The following is a 19,292-nucleotide window of genomic DNA, read 5'->3' as shown; positions in this document are numbered from 1 at the left end:
TTTGTCATTGCTTCATACCTCTAGATCTTTTCCTTCTTCAACAATATGGAACAGAAGGTGCGCAAGATGGTGAATCGGCCCGTATTCTTCTTCCTCTTCGCTAACTTCTTCATTAAATTCAAGATCGTTTAGATAGAGTGCAGTAAATTCATAAAAATCTTTCAATTGGAAAGAATAACAGCCCACAGGGTCTTCACTTCCATCCTCTCCAGTTGGGTCCTCATATTGAAGCACCATATATGACACATCCCCATCAGCGTCTTCTGCATCGAAGAAGACGAAAAAGCCTATATTCGTATCTAAATCAAAAAGATGTCTTGTACCGCCTTCTGTCGCCTTTTCAAAGTCCTCCTGGCTCAGCTTTTGTATCTGCATGGAATCCACATTGTCTTCTTGATGAAAACCTACAACAAATGATTTCATTTTCTATTCCTCCTTAGTAAACACATATAAATTACTTTGCCCTTTATTAAACAAAAAAAACCTTCAAGACAGGAAATTTACTGTCTTGAAGGTTTACAAACAACTTATCCTACTGGTGGAAAAATAGGATCCGCACTCGGCTTTGAAACGGCCGTATCAAATGAAGTATGTTTATTTACATCCTGTACAGGTGTTAAAAGAAATAATAATGAGAGTGAGAATAATAGTACTATTGCCTTTTTCATTTTTCTTCCTCCTCAAGTAATTTTTGATAGATAATTTACTGCCTCCAGATACTTTCCATTCTCATTGTAGTATTCTGACAGCAATTTGTAATAACGGATTCTATCATCCTTATGTTCTTTCGCACCCTCTAAAAAAGGGATTACCTTTGATTCTAAATATCTCATTGCCTTTTCAGGTGAGTCCATACGGATTAGATAAAAGTCTGCCAGAAGACTTTGCTTCCTCACTCCAGTCTCCTTTGCGAGAGATTTGACATTTAGAAAGCATTCCTTCGCCTTCTCAAGTGAGTTTAATTTGTAATGAATTTCTCCAATTGCATATAACGTAACTAGGTAATGCTGATTTTTTACAGTGTGCAGGGATAAACTTTTTTCATAATACGTTAAAGCATCCTTTACATTGTTCATTCTATCCTGCAGGAAACCCATATTATGATAGATTTGCGGCAGGATTTTCTCTTCTTTTAATAGTTCAGCATTCCGTATTAAATGGTTGAAGCACAACTGTGCTTCCTCGTAAATATTAGACCTAGAATAGCTAATCCCAAGCAGCATAAGAGTATGGAGAATTCGATAAAAATTATGTTGATTCATAAAAATTTGCAGTGCCTGTCTGCCAAAGTGTATGGCATGTCCAGACTGATCTAGTGCACCTTTAACAAATGTCCAGTGGTATAGAAATTCACCATTAACTCTTTCATTATTGTTTTCCAGAAATATTTCATCGAAGATCGCATCTGCTTTTTTAAACTGACCCTTCAATATTAAAAATACAGCATTATAATAACGAAATAAATACCCTTCATGTTGGGAAAAATTTTTCTTTTGCTTTTGCAGCAGGTCTCTTTGGACCTCAGCCTCCGAAAGTAATCCCTTGAATAATAGATAGCGATATTTATATAATTCATAGGAATACATATGAGCAGAAAAAGGAATTACATGTTCAATCTCCTTAAGCTTTTGGTAGATATCTTCTATTTCTTCTCGTAAATAAAAGTTGATTTTCTCACCAAAGTCTCTTAATAAAGTTTTAATTAATTCCTCTTTTTCCTCCATTTCTTCAAAGCTGACTTCCAGCCTTTCTAGCAGTAAGGAGATTGTTTCTTCATTTGCATCTTTTGAATTATTTTCTATTTTACTTAAGTGAGGAATAGAGCAGATCCCAGCAGCAAGTTCTTTTTGCGTGATCCCTCTTTGGGTTCTGTAGTATTTAATTAATGGACCAAATTCCATATCATAACCACCCTCTAGAAGCTCTTCCGTTTTCCCCTATTTTATACCAACACTGCCACCTCTTCCACATATTTGTTTCAGACTATTTAAAAAATAATAAAAAAGGAAAAATAAGCCACCTGATAAAAATTACCAGATGGCTTTCACTATTACTTAACTCTTGGGAATCCGTAGCCTGATGCATAATCATCGCCTATAGCTGATCCGGTTCCTCCCTTAATATCATAAAGTTTCGCTCTATCCTGAAGCTCTTTACGAAGCTGTGTGTGTGACATCGAAGGATTCTCTGCCCAAATCTTGGCAGCTAAACCTGAAACATGCGGAGTAGCCATTGATGTACCGCTGATGGTATTGTAAGATCCATCATGCCAAGTAGACTCAATTGCCCTTCCAGGAGCAGAAACTTCTACATCACGTTCTTGTATAACATAATCACCGTCAGTAGCAGGATTTCCTCTAGAAGAGAAATCAGCTACACGATAGGAACCATTTTGCTGTACATCCTCCAATGCCGCTACGGCTACTGCGTTGACCAGCGCACCCGGATATCCAATTGTGTTGCTTGTTGGACCGTCATTCCCAGCAGCAGCAATGACCAATACCCCTTTACTGTAGGCATAATCAACAGCACTTGAAATCAGCGTGTCCTTTGCACTTGAACCTAATGACATTGAGATAATTACTTTTGAGTTGGTCCTAATTGCCTCATCAGCAGCTTTACGAATGGCTGAAGCAATATCGTCTGAATAACCAGATCCACGATTATTTAACACTTTATATGCCCATAAATCAGCCTCTGGTGCTACTCCATATATCCCTTGCCCATTACCGCCGTCTGCAAGTACTGTACCTGCTACATGAGTACCATGCCCATTTCCATCAGAACAGCTACCCTCAATAAGTGGTGATTTGTTCTGTGAGAAATCCTTACATTGTTCAACGTTGTTTGTTAAATCCCTGTGACTTGTATTTGCACCGGTATCAAGGACTGCCACCTTGATACCAGCGCCTCCAGCTGTGGACTGTATAGCAGAATCATTATAAATAGCTTGAATTCCCCATGGAGTTCGATCACTTGGACTTGTTTTAGTAGAACCACCAGGTTTAGCAGCAGCCTCTTTGCTCGGTGCCAGCTGGACTTCTTCTACTCTTTCAATTTTTAAATTTTTATTTTTTAGTAGTGCTTGGTATTGCTTGCTGTTTACAGTTGTTGTAAAACCATCTGCTCCAAAATCCCAACGGACCCCCACATTTTTCTTTGCCTGTGCTTTATCAGCGGATGGCCCTTGAATGATCACCCGAAGGGGCTCCTCTTGGCCTTTCGGTTCTTGACCAAATACACCTGTTGCAAACATGGATACACCCATTACAAAGCTAAGCACAGATGCTCCTGCTACTTTTCTCTTCTTCATCCACATTCTCCCCTATTTTATCAACTTCAGGCTTGGACCTGTTTCTCTATTTTATTTTGAATTTTCAGAATAAGTAAATAAAAATCTCGTTATAAAAGGTTGGGAAATTTTTGGGTTTGATAAAAAATGTTAAACAAAAAAATATCCGTCACCTAATAGATGACGGATTTGGTACGTTAAAAATATTTCTTTTTCCAAAAAATCAAAGCCGTTAACGCAGATAAAACACATGCAACTGTGATGGAAATCCAAAAGGCATGCGGGCTGTTTTGCAGCGGCAGGTCCACGTTCATGCCATAAAAACTAAAAACGATGGTTGGAAACGATAGGATGATGGTAAAAGATGTTAAGAATTTCATGACGATATTTACATTGTTTGAAATAATTGAAGCAAATGCATCCATCATACCACTTAGAATAGAACTGTATGTCTCAGCCATTTCAATTGCCTGGATCTTCTCAATCATTACATCTTCTAATAAATCCTTATCTTCCTCATACATTTTTATATAACTAAAACGAAGAATTTTATCTAAAACTACCTTATTGGATTTTAAGGAGGTTGTAAAATAGACAAGACTCTTTTCTAAAGCAAGAAATGCATATAATTCTTTATTTTTCATTGATTGATGAAGTTCACGCTCAATCTCATTTGTTCTCTTGTTAATTTGTTTCAGGTACCGCAAGTAATAGGATGTAATAATTGCAAGAATTTGGAGCGCGAAACGATTTTTTTTAAAGGTATAAAATTCTTTTAGTTTATTATTCTTAAAAACTTCAAGTATCGGAGTATCTTTTAATGAAACTGTGATAATACACTCGTTCGTTAACACAATTCCAATCGGGATTGTCTCGTAAATCGGAAAGCCTGCATCATCATGGGTTATATAAGGGTAATCCACGATGATATAAACCTGGCCATCCTCACGCTCAATCCTTGGACGTTCCTCGTCATCAAGGGCGTCTCTTATAAAATCTTCGTAAATGCTCGCTTCAAGCGCAACCTTGTTAATTTCTTCTTCGGTTGGGGCATACATATTGACCCAGCAGCCCTTTGTAATTTTATCTACTCGCTCAAGGACTTTCGTTTCACTGCTTTTATAAATTTCCAACATGATAAAACCTCCTCACTTACTTTGTTTGAGGAAGCCAAACTACCTTCTTAAGAGCTGATATTCCTGAAGAATCCAATTCAAAGATAACACTGACTTCCCCAATGGTTCCGGGGTCCGGGTCTATTGCATAACTCAAAAATATCATCTCCTCGGCTTGTAATTACTCCATTATCATAAACCCTAAATCAAAAAAGCACAAACAAGAAATTATTCTGGGAAAAAGGGATTTAAGTGAATTAATACCTCTTCAATATTGTCGTATCTCTCCATCATTCTCCCTTTAATTAACTTAGCAAGGTCATGACCTTCTTTAATAGTCTTGAAATGGTCAATTGATATTCTGAGGTCGACAATCACATAATGACCGTGCTCCCTTGCTCTAATACGATCAATCCTCTTAACCTCCGGAAATTCATTTATGACAGCCATGTATTCCTCTAAAGTTATGGAGTCAATATTGCGTTCAAGTAAGATATCGAAAGCCTCCGTTAACATTTCTTTAGCGATTTTAAAAATTAAGTAGGCCACAAATATACTTGCAGCCTTATCTCCATAGTGTAAGATAAAAATATCAAAACGTTCGCCCATTATAGAGAGGAGAACTCCAATCGCAGCCGCAATTGAAGCCGCAATATCTGCTTTGTGGTCAAATGCTATGGCTTCAATTGCCTTACTATTATGCTCCTTTGCCACCTTTAATGATGAACGATACAAAATAATCTTCGTAACGTAGGAAATGATTGCAACCCACATCGCCAGATAACTAGGAGTTTCCACTTCATGGAAAATTCCTGTGATTCCTTCATAGACCACATAGATGGATACAAGGAATAGTAAGATTCCTACAATTCCAGAGACAATTACCTCTGCTTTTCCATGGCCATATGGATGTTCTTTATCAGCAGGTTTATTGGCAATTTTAATAACCAATAAGACAATTACAGATGCAAAAACATCTGCTGCAGAGTGTATTCCATCCGCAAAAACAGCGTCACTATTCCCAAACCAGCCTATGAAAAGTTTTCCTAACGTTAAGATGATATTACTAATCACACTAATCCAGGCAATTTTCTTAGCTAAGGATTCCCTCATCTATCTAGTCCACCTCAAAACATTTTCTACTGCACCACCTGATTATTCCCATTTAACTCCATCTTCATTTGTTCCTCTTCTTCTTCGACGGTAATTCTGTTAATCGCATCATGAAGGAAATGAAAAGCCTCATCCAATTCTTCCCTTGATGGATACTTATCTTTGTTCATCCTAATCAGCTCCTTAATTTTTGTATGAGTAATCCTTACATAAAAAGTAGAAAATACGGTTGTACCAAATTTATATAAGGAGTGTGCAGCATGGATAAAAAGAATACTGCGAACAACAGCACAGATCTCGCTGGACGTATTTACGAAACAAGTGATTATCAAAAGAACGATGTCATGTCTACGGGTCTATCGACCACACATGAACAGGTAAGTGATGCCTATATGGAGGGTGAAATTGATACATCCACTGATGACGATTTAAATGCAAAGGACCTCCCAATTGCCCAAAAGCCTTACAGAAATAGATAGAAATTAGAGAAAACAGCTTTCCAATCGGAAGCTGTTTTCTCTTTTATTTATCGTCATCCACATATGGGTCTTTTTCATATGCAGGCAGATCTCCAAAGCTTGTCATAATTCCTTCTTCATCAAGTGATTCCTCATATCGTTCATGCTGCGGGTTCGGGTACACGGTAACATTGTTCCCATACATATCATTCCCAACAAAGTTTTCATAGTCCTCCACATAACCCTCATTTTCATCCGGCTCAATACCAACATCATTGTAGTGCTCTTGTGGAAACGCTTGATCTGATGGGGTATCAGATGTTCCCCATTGTTCAACAATCTGCCACGAGTCCTCGGCATCAAAGGCTGTATTTTCATCCTTACTATCCATATCAAATTTCCCAAACGGCGGCATTAATACACCTTCTTCAATAGGCCGATCATGTGAAACCACTTGATCTGGACTGTGTTCTTTACAATAGGTTGTATTCGGTAATGCTTCTAAACGTTCATAAGAAATTTCTTTTCCACATACTTCACATATGCCATACGTCCCATTTTCCATAGCTTCAAGGGCGTTATTTATATTCCTTAGCTGCAAATCGGTATGCTCACTCAGAGCGATATCCTTTTCACGTTCATACAACTCAGAACCTTCATCTGCAGGATGATTATCGTAACTAGATAACTCCCCCATCGATTCATGAAAATGTCCGCGGTCAAAGCCATAATGGTCATTTTGCTTGAGACGCTCTTCTATTTCCTCTTTTTCCTTTAGTAATTGCAAACGAAAACCAGCAAGCTGCTCTGTCGTTAACATAGTAAACCCCTTTCAAGGCTTATTGCTTATCTATATCGCCTAGAGTAATTTCACCTTTATTAGTACCTTTTTATTTTCATTGATTTGGCCGATGATTATGTAATTAATTTACTGATTCCAACAAAAACCTAATTGTTTCTCTTGGAACTAACTGAATAAGTTTTTTGCTGGCGTGTACATTAACATATAGAAAGAAACTAGAAAAGAAAAGAGGGGACTTACAAAATGGTTAACGAAAATTTCAATAAATTCAAAAAAGAACAAGAGCACCACCAAGGTGTATACTTAGGCGGGAAAAATCAACAACGTGGTATGAATGACCCTGAATATAATGACCAGGACAATACAGAGAAATCACCAGGAGCAACGGGGAGAAAATTAAATGGGCAAATCGAGTAGCGGGGAAAATGAACAAAAAAATATGAAGTGGTGGCAGCTTTCGTTATTTGGGGTGGGGTGTACAATCGGTACAGGATTCTTCTTAGGGTCGAGTATCGCCATCAAAATGACGGGACCTGCTATTCTTATCGCCTTCATTCTTGCTGCTGCCGGAACTTATTTGGTCTTTGATGCACTTGCAAAGATGACCGCACAAGAGCCACTAAAAGGCGGGTTTCGCTCCTATGCAAAAAAGGCATTTGGCCGGTGGGCCGGCTTTAGCAGCGGCTGGGTTTATTGGATGTCAGAGGTATTGATAATGGGCAGTCAAATGACGGCACTTTCTATTTTTTCACGTTTTTGGTTTCCTAAAATCCCATTATGGGTATTTGCTGGGATTTATGCCCTATTAGGACTAATTGTTGTTCTAATTGGTATCAGTATTCTAAATAAATTAGAGAATATTCTTGCTGTCATAAAAATAGCAGCCATTTTAATGTTTGTTGTCATTGCATTATTGGCAATTTTTGGGGTAATTGATGGAGACCGTCCTATTCAATATCCTGACAGCAGGAAGGACTTAATTCCTCATGGTGTTTTAGGTTTATGGTCCGGGGTTATTTTTGCCTTCTATGCATTTGGAGGAATTGAAATCCTTGGCCTAATGGCTACCCAATTAAAGGATCCAAAGGAAGCTCCTAAGGCTGGCAAAGTAATGCTGGTAACACTTATGGTCATCTACATGCTTTCTATTGGACTTGCCGTGTTAATGGTTCCCTGGAACCATTTTAATGGTGAGAAAAGTCCATTCGTTAATGCTTTGGACAATTACAATTTAACCTTTATTCCACATCTTTTTAACGGAGCGTTAATTATTGCGGGATTTTCAACAATGGTTGCCTCCCTTTTTGCTGTTACCAGCATTCTTGTTACACTCTCCGAAGAAGGGGATGCACCAGGGTTATTTTGCAGGCAAGGCAAGCTAAAGGTCCCTATACCCACTTTACTCATTACGGTGTTGGGTATATCTGCTTCCATTGTCTGTGCGCTCTTAATGCCAGGTCATGTTTATGAATACATTACCACTGCAGCAGGACTTATGCTCCTATACAACTGGATTTTTATTTTAGCATCTTCATGGAAATTATTAGAGGTAACAGCTAAGGATAAAATAAAATACTCTATTGGGATTTTGTTCATCCTAATTGCCGTAACCGGAACGTTATTTCATCGTACAAGCCGGCCTGGTTTCTTTATTAGCCTAGCTTTCATTGGGGTTATAGGGTGTATAACATTAATTATGAATCTCAAGTGGAAGAAGAAAAAGAAAAAAGGCAAAGTGTTAAGTCCTTGGCCAACAGCTTGATGCCAGCGATACTTTTCGCTGGCCTTTTCTATTATCCAAATAAAACATTAAAAGCTTCATAACCGAAGTAAATGCCAAACCCTATCAGTGATATCCCAGACAGTAGAGAAATCCCGACCAGAAGCTTTGATGTTAAATATTTTCGAAAGTTACTCGCAATACCAGCCATGGTGAAATCCCAAATCAGCAAACCTATAAAAATCGCACTGCTATAAATAACTAATTGGCTTGTTTCATACGTTGCAGCCGTCTTGGCAAGAACAGATCCATAGATCCCCAGCCAAAATAGGATCGTTAAAGGATTGGAAATCGACATAAAGAAACCTGATAAAAAGGATTTGACTAATGGTTCATCTTTCCTTTTCTCCCCTATTTTAAGTTTATTAGCAGAAAGAATCGTTTCAATTCCGGTATAAATTAAGACGAAACAGCCAAATAACCATAAAAAGGTTTTCATAAAGGGAGTTTCAAGGAAGTGTACAACTCCGAAATAAACAATCATCATGTAGACCCCATCTGCTGCAACGGCCCCTACACCAATAAGCCAAGAATGCATAAAACCATATTTGATCCCCTTATCAATTTGAGCGGCATTAATGGGACCAATAGGAGCCGCCAGTGACAATCCCAGCAAAATATAACTCAAAAATACATTCATCCTTATCTCTCCCTGAATTGAAATAAAACCTGTCTATCAATTTCTATTCAGGAAAGAGGGGTTGTACCACTTCAATTTCAAAAAAAAGAGTTTTCTTATGGTAAGAAAACTCCTTAAGCCGTCTTTACAGTATTGAATACAAAATATTTTTGCCCTAGGTAATTACTTATTGTATAGAGTACACTTCCTATCAGCACTGCTCCATTTTGTTCCACAGCTGTACTGACAATATAAAAGGAGGTAAACCAAATCACTAGCTTTTCGCTGCAGAAATAAGCACTGAAATAACAGATGAGTATAATGGTTAAAAATCTTGGCAGCCCCCGTTGAAAGGAGACCGTACTATTGAAGGTAAAAGAACGATTTAATATAAAACTAATGAAAGCCCCAGCTAAATTACCGGCAAAAGTAGAAATCCAATAAGAAAGATGTACGGTATTTAATAAAAAGAAGATGATCAATAAACCAACTAGTGTGTTAATAATCCCGACCAATAGAAACCTTACAAATGAATTAGTTCGTTTTATAAAACTCCTCCTCCTCATTTTTTCTTAATAAATGTCGCCGCGGAATCGGCATGGAAAAGGTATCGATATCAATAATAAATTTGGGGCGCTGTTTTGATTCCTTATAAATCTTTCCTACATACTCACCAATCAGCCCAATTGCGATTAACTGCAAGCCGCCAATCAGCCAGATAGAGGTAATCAGTGATGTCCAGCCAGTCTGTGTTTCTCCTAATGTTTTAAGCATTAAAAAGTATAAACCGAATAACAAACTCAGGAAGAAAGAAACAAAACCGATCATTAACACAAACCGAATCGGAGATACAGAAAAGGAAGTGATTCCGTCAAAGGCAAAGGCCAGCATTTTCTTTAACGGATACTTTGTTTCACCTGCTTGTCTTTCTTTACGATCATAATAGACTACATCCGAACGAAATCCGAGGAGTGGCACAATACCGCGTAAAAAAAGATTCACTTCTTTGAACCCTTCTAACTCCACCAATGCTCGTTTACTCATTAAACGAAAATCTGCATGGTTATACACAAGGTCAACACCTAATTTATTCATTATTTTATAAAATCCTTGAGCTGTACTCCGCTTAAAGAGCGTGTCCGTATCCCTTCGCTTCCTTACACCATATACAATCTCATTTCCTTCATTAAATTTATGGATAAATTCACGGATAACCTCTATGTCATCCTGCAGGTCTGCATCAATGGAAACAACACAGTCTGATGACTCCTTTGCCGCAAATAAGCCTGCTAACAGCGCGTTCTGATGACCAACATTTCGAGACAATTTTATACCGCGGACATGTTCATTTCTTAGCCCGGCTTTATATATGATTTCCCATGTTCGATCCTTACTCCCGTCATCTACGAACAAAATCTTGGTTGCATTTGAAATAAGCTGTTCTGCCACCAGCTGTTTTACGAATTGATCAAGTTGATGAATACTCTCAGGTAAAACATCCTCTTCATTATAACAAGGTACAACGATCGTCAGGATAGGTTCCATATCTGTAATAACCCCCGATGTTTACAAAGTCTTGTATAAGTAGATTTTCCACGCGGAATTTTTCGATTCAAATACCTTATCCAGAGTCAGTTTATTTTCCTCTGAATTCTTTATAGGCAAGGCAGAAAGGATATACCTGCCGCCCATCTCTTTAAATACAGATGTATTTAATTCTAGATTGTTTAACTTCCTTTTTGAGTCCTTTTTAATCATATATTTTTTCCCAAGCTGGTCTGTAAAGATATAACATCGGCCACCCCACTGATCAAAATATTTCCGAATCGTTTTATTTTTTGCTAATTCCGACTCTATTATTTTTCTAAATTGATGCTTGTAGGTTAACGGGTAGAAATTATTATAGGTATCTAGTGTGTAAAAGCCATTATATTGAGAAATAGCAGGGTGTATCCCAATACTGGCGACTCGATAATTTTCTTGATCTTGTCCAATGTGTTCTTTAATTTCTGCAAATAATTCCTCTGCATAAAATTCTTTTACTGTAGGCTTCTTCTGATAGATAATCTCATCATTAAATAAACATAATAATAGAATTTGCAGGACCACAAACCATTTTGCTGTTTTTGACCAGCTCTGTCCTTCTTGAGAAAGAATCTTTAATGCCAGAGCAAATCCAGCATATATGACCATCGGCCTTAAAAAGTGATAACGGGCAAAATTAAAGGTATCCATAAAATGAAACACTTTCGTTAAGGGTAACCAGCCTTTATAAAACCAAAAAGCATACCAGAGTGATAGTAAGAAATTTAAACTAAATAAAAAGAAAAACAGCTTTTCCTTTTTCCAGAGTTTTTTTGTAAACACAAAATAAAAGGCAATCAACGTAACAGGTAAAATAAATAGACCATGTACGGTCATGACATGCGTGTGTCCTAGTACATAGTTTTTAAATGTAAGCCGGATTACTCTCCATAAAGGTAGAGAAGCGTGAAAATATTCATCACGGCTGTTCGGCTCCGTGGAAAATAAAAAAGAATAGACTAGTCGGTACTCAACGAGCATAAAAATACCAGTCATATAGGCAATGGCCAAAAAGAAACGAAGATTCCAGCCCTTTCCTCTAATCACATCTACGAGCCAAAAGAGGCCCATGGCGCTTAAAAAAAAGAAAAACCCCAGCACGATACTTGCGTAAAAAGGAATTAACGTCAAGACTATGTAATCTTTTTTCGTTCCCTCTCCTTTCCGGATATTAAGGAAGGCCCACAGTGCAAGCGGCATTCCTAGTGTACTGAGCATTCCGGATGGCCAAAAGGGTGTTAATGCAAATGCCAGCGCCGTGCCAACCTGCAGAAATGTCCATCTTTCACCAGGCAGAAGATGTTTTTTTAATAGCAAATACATTCCTATAAATGCTGCTATTCTTGTTATTGCCTGACTTAGACCATAGGCGGTCATAGTTGGAAACCAGGCATAGAGCCAGACTATGATGCTGTATTCCGTCCCAAATGCATTTCTTGGCACCCCATTAATGATCTGTGGAATCACTGCATTTACGTCTCCAAACATTTGACCGCTTTCAGCCAGCACCTTATACCATGCTAAATTCGAATCCAAGTTATCATGAACACGGATATGAGCATTCTCTTGTAGAATAAAGAGTGGGGAAAGATAAATAACTAAAACTAGCAATGCAAAAAGGATGAACTTTAGCTCTTTTTTCGTATCAGCGTACACTCATTCACACCTCGTAAACCTGTGTCCTCTATATAACCTCACGTTTAATAAAGTTTGCATATGGAATGGAAATTATTCCTTTTCTCCAATTGTTTTCCTTCCTGATAGATTTCAGAACAAAAAAACCTTTCGATTAAACGAAAGGTCAAATGTTCTATCTGATTTTAATGTTTCAGTTGTGTATTACCGTATACATTTAAAAGGAGGTCAAGCTTTTGGCTGCATTGAACTACAGTTGGATTAGAATATCCATATTGCTCTGCTAAATCAATCATTTCAATTCTTGTTTTTTCTATATCAGATAACAAATAGTCTATGCTAGTTTCCATCGCTTTAACCTCTTTTCATGTTTATAACATATTTATATTATTAACCTTAATTTATTCATTTTCCCAGTACAAAACAAGTAGGAATTGTAAAAATAATTGTATCTTTCGTGAACATTATTCTAAAACAATTTCCCTAGGTTATTCTGCACTGAATATAGATTCTAGTTCCTTTACCAGGACCTTGCCCGTTTCGATATATTCCTCAGGAAAACTAGCGTCACTATCAACTGGTTCAGAAAATTGATTTAAAGTTCCTGCGTCGCCAATATGGTCATCAAGTCCTATTTGATACTTATGCGATAATAAGAATGGACGGCCGAGCTCCACGGTACAGTTTGGTGCATCCAACTGGCCGTCTACGGCTGAAAATGGCACTCTCAGGAATTGATATCCCACTTCATCATTTATTTTGTAGTCAAAGGCACCATGGTCATAATCCCAGTTGCCGCCGATTGAATAACCGATTGGTTTTAATTTTTGTTCCAGTTTGTACAAATCGAATTGTTTACCTTCAATAGTAGATGGTATTTCGATCACACTTTTCGCCCCCTTATAGTCATTATTATTTAGTTTCTCCAAAAAAGATAAAAAATAGAGTACTGAATTTGTCAGTACTCTACTTTTTTTATTTTGCGGTGCTAAACAGGGGTCTGTTGATTTCCACTCCACTAAGGAAAACTTCTTTGAATAATCACCGCAGTGACAGGCGGGCTTTGACTGTCACGAGGCACTTCGCTTTCCGCAGGCGTTGCGGTGAGCCTCCTCGGCGCTAGCGCCTGTGGGGTCTCACCTGCTCCGTACTCCTGCAGGAGTCTTCGTGCCTTCTGCGCAAATCAACAGGTGCAAATACCAACATTTAGCTTTAGCACAGTTATTACAGTCTTTTTTCTAGTTCGGCTTTCTTTTCTTCGAAGCCTGGTTTGCCTAGGAGGGCGAACATGTTTACTTTGTAGGCTTCTACTCCTGGTTGGTCGAATGGATTTACGCCTAGGAGGTATCCGCTCATTGCACATGCCTTTTCGAAGAAATAGACTAGGTAACCGAATGTATATTCATCAAGTGCAGGGATTGATACGATTAGGTTTGGAACTCCCCCGTCTGTATGTGCAAGCATGGTTCCTTGGAACGCTTTATTATTTACATAGTCAACGGTTTTTCCAGCTAAATAATTTAGACCGTCTAAATCACTTTCTGCTTCTTCAATGGTCAATTCGTGGCGTGGGTTTTCCACCTTAATGACCGTTTCGAATAGATCTCGGCGGCCTTCTTGTACATATTGCCCTAGTGAATGAAGATCGGTTGAAAAGTTAGCAGAGGAAGGGTAGATTCCTTTTTGGTCTTTTCCTTCACTCTCTCCAAATAACTGCTTCCACCATTCAGAAAAGTACTGTAGTCCAGGCTCATAATTAATTAACATTTCAATCGTTTTCCCTTTATTATAAAGCGCATTTCTTACAGCAGCATATTGGTAAGCAGGATTGTCTTCTAGCTCGGAGTGGCTGTAGTCCTCTTGTGCTTTAGCTGCACCTTCCATCATTTTATCAATGTCCGCACCGCTTACAGCAATAGGAAGTAATCCAACTGCCGTTAATACAGAATAACGTCCGCCAATATCATCGGCAATTACAAAAGATTCATATCCTTCTTCATTGGCCAAGGTTTTTAAAGCACCTCTTGCTTTATCAGTTGTTGCATAAATTCTCTTCTTTGCTTCTTCTGTACCATATTTTTCTTCAAGAAGCTTACGGAATATTCTAAAGGCAATTGCCGGTTCAGTGGTTGTCCCTGACTTTGAAATAACATTTACAGAAAAGTCCTTTCCATCAAGAAGATCCATTACATCTCTCATGTAAGTAGAACTAATGTTATTGCCAACAAAAATAATTTGTGGTGTTTTACGCTTTTCTTTTGGAAGGGCATTGTAGAAGCTATGCTGAAGCATTTCAATTGCAGCTCTTGCGCCTAAATACGAGCCGCCAATCCCGATTACTAGCAATACATCAGAATCAGATTTGATTTTTTCTGCAGCTTTTTTAATACGAGAAAACTCTTCCTTATCGTAGTTTGTTGGAAGGTCGATCCATCCTAAGAAGTCACTTCCTGCACCTGTCTGTTCGTGCAGGGAATGGTGTGCAACCTTCACAGCGTCACGTAAATATGTAATCTCATGTTCTGCAAAGAAGGCCAACGCTTTTGAATAATCAAAACGTATGTGTGTCATGTATGTAATCCTCCAATTTTATATTTTCATTTCTCACTTTAACGAATGCTGGACAGATTATCAAGAATAGGCTTTCACTGTAAGCGTACCCATTTTCGTCAATTTTTTTACATGTTAAAGAATTTGTCGAAAAATGAAAACGAGCATTATAAAATGCCCGCTTTTTTTACAATGACTCTCGGTAAATTGAGACTACATCTTCTCTTTTCAATTTTGTAAAGTTGCCGAATTCACCATATACCATTGCTTTATCAGCCATCAAGTCAATTTTGCTGTCATCGATGTTATAGTCCGCCAAACGCACAGGTGCTCCAATACTAGTCCAGAATTCGTGTAATTTTTGGATACCTTCGAGGCCGGCTTCCTCTGCACTCTTCCCTTGGGTATCAACGCCAAACACTCTCTCAGCGAGCTGCTTAAAGCGCTCTGGTTTTACCTTTAAATTATGTCTCATCCAATGAGGGAATAAAATCGCAAGACCCCCGCCATGCGGAATATCATATACCGCAGATACCGCATGTTCAAGATTATGAGTGGCCCAGTCACCGCGATAGCCCATATTTAAAATCCCGTTTAGTGCCATTGTTCCATTATAAAGTATGGTCGCCCGATGTTCATAGTTCTCTAAGTCTTCAAGTAATTTAGGTGCTGTTTCCATTACCGTAAGCAGTAAAGATTCACACATACGATCCTGGAACAAAGTATTCTCTTCCAAATGAAAATAATGCTCTAATACATGCGACATCATATCGACGATACCATATATCGTTTGATCCCGTGGAACAGAAAAAGTATGTACAGGATCTAAAATAGAGAATTTCGGAAAGGTATGGAGACTTCCCCATCCGTATTTTTCTTTCGTTTCCCAATTAGTAATGACGGACCCAGAGTTCATTTCTGAACCTGTTGCCGCTAAAGTCAAAACAGTCCCAAAAGGAAGTGCAGCTGTTACTGCTGCTTTTTTTGTAACCAAGTCCCAAGCATCACCTTCATACTTTGCGCCAGCAGCTATTAGCTTCGTGCAGTCGATGACACTTCCGCCGCCAACGGCTAAAAGAACGTCAATCCCTTCTTTTTTACATATTTCTACACCCTCACGTGCTGTGGTAATCCGAGGGTTTGGTTCTACTCCAGATAATTCAAAAACCTTTGCATCGATTTCATTTAGCAGGTTCATTACCTTGTCATAAAGGCCGCTGCGTTTAATACTGCCGCCGCCATACACAACTAGCACCTTTTGCCCATATAGAGGAATTTCCTTTTTTAATTGCTCGAGCTGTCCTTTTCCAAAGATTAATTTGGTTGGATTCCAAAATGTAAAATTTTGCATCAAATGCACCATCCTTTCCCATCTCATTATCATTGAAAAAAATTTTTTTTGCAAAGATACGGTTATGCATATTTTATAGTTTTTAATTGCAATCTAATAGTGAACCTAAATTTGATAGGAGGAATCCTGCTTGAGTACGATTCAAAGAATTGCTTTAATTCTAACAATCATTGGTGCCATTAATTGGGGATTAATTGGTTTTTTTGGATTTAATCTAGTTGAAGCCATCTTTGGTGACAATTCAGCGTTGTCAAGAATTATATATGGCTTAGTCGGAATTGCTGGTCTTATCAATCTTGGATTACTTTTCAAACCGAACGAAGCATATGTAAGGGACCCAGAAACGGAAACAACAAGATAATAAAGATAAAAAAATCCTTGCACTCTTTGCAAGGATTTTTTTATATCCAGCCGCGGAACTCTGAAGCTTCTACCATTTTTCGGACACCGACCATATAGGCAGCAACACGTAAATTTACCTTACTGGTGTTTGAAAGTTCATATACTTGTTGAAAAGCACTAATAATCTTTTCACGTAATTTATCCTTTACTTCTTTTTCATCCCAATAATACCCTTGTTTATTCTGAACCCACTCGAAATACGAGACTGTTACTCCCCCGGCTCCCGCTAAAACATCAGGAACAAGCAAGATGTTTCTATCCGAAAGAATCTTGGTTGCTTCCATCGTTGTTGGACCATTCGCAGCCTCTACTACAATCTTTGCCTTTATGCTATGAGCATTTTTGGCCGTAATCTGATTAGAAGTTGCTGCTGGAACAAGAATATCGCATTCCTTTTCTAGTAATTCCTCATTGGTGATAACTCCGTCAAAAAGGCTGGTTACAGTACCAAAACTGTCGCGGCGCTGAAGTAAATACTCTATATTTAGTCCATCCGGGTCATAAAGGGCACCATAAACGTCAGAAATTCCGACGACAAGGGCTCCTGACTGTTGCATAAATTTGGCAATATAACTGCCCGCATTACCAAATCCCTGAATAATGAGACGGGCACCTTTTAGCGAAAGACCACGTATTTTGGCAGCTTCCTCGATACAAATGGCTGCCCCCAGTGCCCCCGCTTCTTCCCTTCCTTCTGAACCTCCGAGAAGGAGCGGCTTTCCTGTTATAAAGCCATGGGAGTCGAATTTTCTAAGCCGGCTATATTCATCCATCATCCAAGCCATAATCTGGGAGTTTGTATACATATCCGGTGCCGGGATATCTTTTGTGGGACCCACAATTTGACTAATAGACCGAACATAGCCCCTGCTTAAGCGTTCGAGTTCACCAAAGGAAAGAGTCCTTGGGTTGCAAAGAATCCCTCCCTTTCCTCCTCCAAAGGGCAGATCACTAATGCCGCATTTCAGGCTCATCCACATCGACAATGCCTTTACTTCATCCTCACTAATTTTAGGATGAAAACGAACACCGCCTATCGTTGGACCCACTGAATCATTATGCTGAGCTCTAAAGCCGGTGAAAACTTTTACCGATCCATCATCCATCCGAACTGGAATCCTTACATTCAGCATCCTTATTGGTTCTTTCAATATTTCAAACGCATTTTCTGTAAATCCCAGTTTTTTTAATGCATCATGAATAACAATCTGTGTTGATGTAAGAAGATTTAAGTTTTCATTCTCCTTATTTTCACCCGCACTATTTTGTACTTCATTGTTCCCCATTTTGGCACCTCAATTTTTCATTTAACTAAGGACATTCTTAATACGTTCGATTGCCCAATCCAATTCTTCGTTAGTAATAATAAGCGGTGGAGCGAATCGAATTACTGTATCATGCGTTTCCTTACATAATAACCCTTGCTCTTTTAATAATTCACAATATTTTCGTGCTGGCTCGGTTAACTCTACCCCGATAAACAATCCACGGCCGCGTACTTCCTTAATCCTTGGATTTTGAATTTCCTTTAATTTGCTTACAAAGTATTCGCCTAATTCTAGAGACCTATCAGCGAGCTGTTCATCAATCAGAACATCAATAGCAGCAATGGATACTGCACATGCAAGCGGATTTCCTCCAAAGGTTGAACCATGAGAACCTGGATTAAATACACCTAGAATATCACTGTTTGCCACTACACATGAAATTGGAAAAACACCGCCTCCCAGCGCTTTACCAAGGATATACATATCAGGCTGTATTCCTTCCCATTCACAGGCAAACATTTTTCCTGTTCGTGCCAACCCAGCTTGGATTTCATCGGCAATAAAGAGAATATTATTTTCCTTACAAAGGGTAAAAGCTTCTTTCATAAAACCTTCAGGAGGAATTATAATTCCGGCTTCTCCTTGTATAGGTTCAATTAAGAATGCTGCAGTATTCGGAGAAATAGCAGATTTTAAAGCTTCTAAATCCCCATAAGGAACAAGCTTTATTCCTGGCATCATTGGTCCAAAGCCGCGTTTGTATTCAGCTTCAGAGGATAAGGAAACAGCTGTCATCGTTCTGCCATGAAAGTTTCCTATACAAGCAATGATTTCTGCTTGGTTCTCAGCTATTCCTTTTACATCATAACCCCAGCGCCTGGCTGCTTTTACAGCAGTTTCAACAGCTTCCGCACCTGTGTTCATAGGAAGGGCCATATCTTTTTGGGTTAACTTACAAACCTTTTCATACCATGGACCTAATTGATCATTATGAAACGCACGTGATGTTAAGGTTACCTTATCGGCTTGATCCTTTAACGCTTGAATAATTTTTGGATGGCGATGTCCTTGGTTAACTGCAGAATAAGCACTTAACATATCCATGTATTTATTTCCCTCTGGGTCTTCTACCCAAACACCTTCAGCATATGAAATAACAATTGGAAGCGGGTGATAATTATTCGCCCCATATTTTTCAGTTTGTTCTATTAATGATTCTGTTTTCTGTTCTGCTTTCATAAAACTTTTACCTCCGTTTCAAGCGGTGAGATATGTACATACCTATTGTAGCCGAGCCAGTAAAAAGAATGAACCATTATGTGA

The 19,292-nt window shown here is 38.5% G+C and carries 22 protein-coding genes; 4 read left to right on the top strand and 18 right to left on the bottom strand.

Annotated features, from left to right (window positions below; all coding sequences use genetic code 11):
- Nucleotides 1-12: 12 nt before the first annotated feature.
- The 7 genes from SFC47_RS09490 to SFC47_RS09460 all read right to left on the bottom strand — a co-directional run bounded on the left by SFC47_RS09490 (nt 13) and on the right by SFC47_RS09460 (nt 5,690).
- A complete protein-coding gene (locus tag SFC47_RS09490; RefSeq protein ID WP_307308694.1) occupies nt 13-423 on the bottom strand; it encodes a cytosolic protein in 411 nt (136 codons plus the stop codon).
- Nucleotides 424-527: 104 nt separating this feature from the next.
- Nucleotides 528-668: a hypothetical protein gene (locus SFC47_RS09485; protein WP_411254029.1), complete on the bottom strand. Its 141-nt coding sequence runs from the start codon at nt 666-668 to the stop codon at nt 528-530.
- 12 nt (nt 669-680) lie between these two features.
- Nucleotides 681-1,901, bottom strand: coding sequence for a helix-turn-helix domain-containing protein (locus SFC47_RS09480; RefSeq protein WP_411254028.1), 1,221 nt, complete (start codon nt 1,899-1,901; stop codon nt 681-683).
- A 149-nt stretch (nt 1,902-2,050) separates the two neighbouring features.
- Nucleotides 2,051-3,313 carry a S8 family peptidase gene (locus SFC47_RS09475; protein WP_411254027.1) on the bottom strand — a complete coding sequence of 421 codons (1,263 nt, stop codon included), beginning with the start codon at nt 3,311-3,313 and terminating at the stop codon, nt 2,051-2,053.
- Between the two features lie 176 nt (nt 3,314-3,489).
- Nucleotides 3,490-4,428 carry a magnesium transporter CorA family protein gene (locus tag SFC47_RS09470; protein WP_411254026.1) on the bottom strand — a complete coding sequence of 313 codons (939 nt, stop codon included), beginning with the start codon at nt 4,426-4,428 and terminating at the stop codon, nt 3,490-3,492.
- 207 nt (nt 4,429-4,635) lie between these two features.
- Nucleotides 4,636-5,520: a cation diffusion facilitator family transporter gene (locus SFC47_RS09465; RefSeq protein WP_411254025.1), complete on the bottom strand. Its 885-nt coding sequence runs from the start codon at nt 5,518-5,520 to the stop codon at nt 4,636-4,638.
- A 26-nt stretch (nt 5,521-5,546) separates the two neighbouring features.
- A complete protein-coding gene (locus SFC47_RS09460) occupies nt 5,547-5,690 on the bottom strand; it encodes a hypothetical protein (protein WP_411254024.1) in 144 nt (47 codons plus the stop codon).
- A 90-nt stretch (nt 5,691-5,780) separates the two neighbouring features.
- Here SFC47_RS09460 and SFC47_RS09455 point away from each other — a divergent pair, with 90 nt between their 5' ends.
- A complete protein-coding gene (locus SFC47_RS09455; RefSeq protein WP_411254023.1) occupies nt 5,781-5,999 on the top strand; it encodes a YozQ family protein in 219 nt (72 codons plus the stop codon).
- A gap of 43 nt (nt 6,000-6,042) precedes the next feature.
- On the opposite strand, the gene SFC47_RS09450 is transcribed toward SFC47_RS09455, so the two are convergent.
- Nucleotides 6,043-6,798, bottom strand: coding sequence for a TraR/DksA C4-type zinc finger protein (locus tag SFC47_RS09450; RefSeq protein ID WP_411254022.1), 756 nt, complete (start codon nt 6,796-6,798; stop codon nt 6,043-6,045).
- Between the two features lie 225 nt (nt 6,799-7,023).
- Between SFC47_RS09450 and SFC47_RS09445 the strand changes: the two genes are divergently transcribed.
- Together SFC47_RS09445 and SFC47_RS09440 are read left to right on the top strand one after the other, a co-directional pair.
- Nucleotides 7,024-7,197, top strand: a complete 174-nt coding sequence (locus SFC47_RS09445; RefSeq protein WP_411254021.1) for a hypothetical protein — start codon at nt 7,024-7,026, stop codon at nt 7,195-7,197.
- Nucleotides 7,181-8,542: an amino acid permease gene (locus SFC47_RS09440; RefSeq protein WP_411254020.1), complete on the top strand. Its 1,362-nt coding sequence runs from the start codon at nt 7,181-7,183 to the stop codon at nt 8,540-8,542. The genes SFC47_RS09445 and SFC47_RS09440 overlap by 17 nt, the downstream gene beginning before the upstream one ends.
- A 31-nt stretch (nt 8,543-8,573) precedes the next feature.
- Here SFC47_RS09440 and SFC47_RS09435 read toward each other — a convergent pair whose 3' ends face one another.
- From SFC47_RS09435 to SFC47_RS09400, 8 genes are all read right to left on the bottom strand, one after another.
- On the bottom strand, nt 8,574-9,200 hold the full coding sequence (locus SFC47_RS09435) for a LysE family transporter (protein ID WP_411254019.1): 627 nt from the start codon (nt 9,198-9,200) through the stop codon (nt 8,574-8,576).
- A gap of 113 nt (nt 9,201-9,313) precedes the next feature.
- On the bottom strand, nt 9,314-9,694 hold the full coding sequence (locus SFC47_RS09430; protein ID WP_411254018.1) for a GtrA family protein: 381 nt from the start codon (nt 9,692-9,694) through the stop codon (nt 9,314-9,316).
- A 19-nt stretch (nt 9,695-9,713) separates the two neighbouring features.
- A complete protein-coding gene (locus SFC47_RS09425) occupies nt 9,714-10,724 on the bottom strand; it encodes a glycosyltransferase family 2 protein (protein WP_411254017.1) in 1,011 nt (336 codons plus the stop codon).
- A gap of 21 nt (nt 10,725-10,745) precedes the next feature.
- Nucleotides 10,746-12,419: a DUF6044 family protein gene (locus tag SFC47_RS09420; protein WP_411254016.1), complete on the bottom strand. Its 1,674-nt coding sequence runs from the start codon at nt 12,417-12,419 to the stop codon at nt 10,746-10,748.
- A 164-nt stretch (nt 12,420-12,583) separates the two neighbouring features.
- Entirely contained in the window at nt 12,584-12,748 is a 165-nt protein-coding gene (locus SFC47_RS09415) for a Spo0E family sporulation regulatory protein-aspartic acid phosphatase (RefSeq protein WP_411254015.1), read from the bottom strand.
- Nucleotides 12,749-12,886: 138 nt separating this feature from the next.
- Nucleotides 12,887-13,285 (bottom strand): YugN-like family protein, encoded by a 399-nt coding sequence (locus SFC47_RS09410; protein ID WP_411254014.1) that lies wholly within the window; start codon nt 13,283-13,285, stop codon nt 12,887-12,889.
- A gap of 337 nt (nt 13,286-13,622) precedes the next feature.
- The gene (locus SFC47_RS09405; RefSeq protein ID WP_411254013.1) at nt 13,623-14,969 is read right to left on the bottom strand and encodes a glucose-6-phosphate isomerase; all 1,347 of its coding nucleotides are present in this window, start codon (nt 14,967-14,969) and stop codon (nt 13,623-13,625) included.
- 166 nt (nt 14,970-15,135) lie between these two features.
- A complete protein-coding gene (locus SFC47_RS09400; RefSeq protein WP_411254012.1) occupies nt 15,136-16,299 on the bottom strand; it encodes an iron-containing alcohol dehydrogenase in 1,164 nt (387 codons plus the stop codon).
- 130 nt (nt 16,300-16,429) lie between these two features.
- Between SFC47_RS09400 and SFC47_RS09395 the strand changes: the two genes are divergently transcribed.
- The gene (locus tag SFC47_RS09395) at nt 16,430-16,660 is read left to right on the top strand and encodes a DUF378 domain-containing protein (protein WP_095248344.1); all 231 of its coding nucleotides are present in this window, start codon (nt 16,430-16,432) and stop codon (nt 16,658-16,660) included.
- Between the two features lie 40 nt (nt 16,661-16,700).
- On the opposite strand, the gene SFC47_RS09390 is transcribed toward SFC47_RS09395, so the two are convergent.
- Both SFC47_RS09390 and SFC47_RS09385 read right to left on the bottom strand, forming a co-directional pair.
- Nucleotides 16,701-17,987, bottom strand: coding sequence for a Glu/Leu/Phe/Val family dehydrogenase (locus SFC47_RS09390; RefSeq protein WP_411254011.1), 1,287 nt, complete (start codon nt 17,985-17,987; stop codon nt 16,701-16,703).
- Nucleotides 17,988-18,008: 21 nt separating this feature from the next.
- Entirely contained in the window at nt 18,009-19,208 is a 1,200-nt protein-coding gene (locus SFC47_RS09385) for an ornithine--oxo-acid transaminase (RefSeq protein ID WP_411254010.1), read from the bottom strand.
- Between the last annotated feature and the right edge of the window lie 84 nt (nt 19,209-19,292).

This window comes from Neobacillus niacini (assembly GCF_046591715.1).
In the GTDB taxonomy this organism is placed as follows: Bacteria; Bacillota; Bacilli; order Bacillales; family Cytobacillaceae; genus Neobacillus; species Neobacillus niacini_L.
Note: the sequence above shows the minus strand (reverse complement) of the source record. Positions and strands in the feature narration are given on the sequence as shown.